Genomic DNA, 2132 nt, shown 5'->3' with positions numbered 1-2132 from the left:
GGTCGATCCCCACCACCCCGGGTCGATCCCTACCCGCCCGTCCGAACGCACGGTCCCCGCCCGGCGTTCCCCCGGTGCCCGGCCAACCCCGCTGATCACTCGTACGGCTGACGGTCAATAGGATCATCCGGTGATCACCAGACGACGGTCGGCGGCCGCCCTGCTCAGCGTGCTGGCCGCCCTGACGATGTTCGGCGCATCCCCAGCCTCCGCCGACGAGACGACCCCCACCGCCAAGGAACCGCCCAAGGTCGAGCTGGTGCTCGACGTCAGCGGCTCCATGCGGGCCGCCGACATCGGCGGCCGCAGCCGGATATCGGTGGCCCAGCAGTCCTTCAACGAGGTGGTGGACTCCCTCCCCGCGGAGACCGAGCTCGGCATCCGGGTGCTGGGCGCCGGCTACCCCGGCAACAACAAGACCCTGGGCTGCAAGGACACCCAGCAACTGGTTCCGGTCGGCCACCCCGACCGCACCGAGGCCAAGACCGCCATCGCCACCCTGCGTCCCACCGGGTTCACCCCCGTGGGCCTGGCCCTGCGTGAGGCGGCCAAGGACCTGGGCAGCGGCAGCACCACCCGCCGCATCGTGCTCATCACCGACGGCGAGGACACCTGCGCCCCGCCCGACCCCTGCGAGGTCGCCCGTGAGCTGGCCGCCCAGGGCACCCACCTGGTGGTCGACACCCTCGGGCTGACCCTGGACGACAAGGTACGGCGGCAGCTCACCTGCATCGCCGCCGCCACCGGCGGCACCTACACCGCCGTCCAGAGCGGCGAGGAGCTCACCGGCCGCATCAAGCAGCTGGTCAAGCGCTCCGGCGACACCTACGACCAGACCCCGCAGCAGATCGCGGGCACCACCGAGTGCGCCACCGCCCCGATCCTCGCCCCGGGTGTCTACTCCGACCGCGAGCAGTTCCAGGAGCACCGCTACTACCGGGTGCCGGTCGCCCCCGGTCAGGAGCTGCGGGCCTCGGTGAGTGTCTCCCTGGACCGTCCGCTGAGCCGGGACTACGGCGTACTGCTGCGGGCCCTCGCCCCGGACGGCCGTGAGCTGGTCCGCGGCACCGACGCCGGCAGCGGCCGCACCGATGTGCTCTCCACCGGCCTGCGCTGGTCCGCGGAGCAGACCGGGGCAGGCGACTCCGCCACCCCCGCCGACGGCACCGCCACCGACAGTACCGACGCCACCGGCACCGCCACCGCCTCGGCGGACTCCCCCGGCACCGTCTGCCTGGTGGTCAGCAACTCCTTCTCCGCCTCGCCCACCGTCAGGCGCGCCCCGGGGATGCCGGTGGAACTCACCGTCGACACGGTCGCGGCCTCGCCCTCCCCGGGCGGCCCCGACCTGGGCCGCGGCTGGGTGCTGCTGGGTGTGCTGGGCCTCGCGGGCCTGCTCACCGGTCTGATCGTCGGCTGGCTGGCCCGCTGGCGGGTCGCCGTCTGGAGGGAGAACTGACGATGAGCACGCCCATCGGAGCACGCATCACCGCGACCGGCGCCCTGCTGCTGACCGCCCTCGCCGCCGCGGCCTCCCCGGCCGCCGCCGACACCGCCTCGCCCGCTCCCGCGGGCGGCGGACCCGCCACCGTCACCGCGGCGGGCACCTCCTTCCTCACCGCCACCACCGTGCAACCCGGCCAGCCGGTGCAGGTGTCCGGCTCCGACGGCGACTACCTGTACTGGTCGTTCGCCGCCTCCGCCGGTCAGACCGACAGTGTGGCCGTGACGGTCACCCTGCCGCCCGCCGCGGGCCGCCACGGTCCCGCCACCTGGACCGTCGACGTCTTCGACGGACTGCGCCGCCGGCAGGCGTGCACGGCCGGGGAGCAGACCGCCACCGCCGCCGTGGACGCCGCCACGGTCACCCTGGGCTGCACCCTCCGCCAGGTGCGCTCCTGGGCCGAGCCCTGGTCGGGGGACCCGCTGCCGGGCACGTACTACATCCGGCTGTCGGTCACCGATCTGCCCGAGCCGGACCTCGGCCTCCCGGTCCAGGCCCGGATGCAGATCACCGCCGAGGACGGCGACGCCGAACCCGAGGGCGGCGATCTCAAGGCGCCCCTGGTGCCCGCCGTCCACGCGGGGGCCACCCTGGCCCCGGACGCCGTGGCCTCGCCCGCGGCGGGCGG

The 2132-nt window shown here is 74.7% G+C and carries 2 protein-coding genes; both read left to right on the top strand.

Translation table 11 applies throughout. From position 1 onward, the window contains the following. The first annotated feature begins 130 nt into the window (after positions 1 to 130). Positions 131 to 1459, top strand: coding sequence for a VWA domain-containing protein (locus tag AOK09_RS31585; RefSeq protein ID WP_055590655.1), 1329 nt, complete (start codon positions 131 to 133; stop codon positions 1457 to 1459). 2 nt (positions 1460 to 1461) lie between these two features. Then, on the top strand, positions 1462 to 2132 hold a 671-nt coding region (locus AOK09_RS40960; protein ID WP_055590654.1), incomplete at its 3' end, for a hypothetical protein.

It is taken from the genome of Peterkaempfera griseoplana (genome assembly GCF_001418575.1).
In the GTDB taxonomy this organism is placed as follows: Bacteria; Actinomycetota; Actinomycetes; order Streptomycetales; family Streptomycetaceae; genus Peterkaempfera; species Peterkaempfera griseoplana.
Note: the sequence above shows the minus strand (reverse complement) of the source record. Positions and strands in the feature narration are given on the sequence as shown.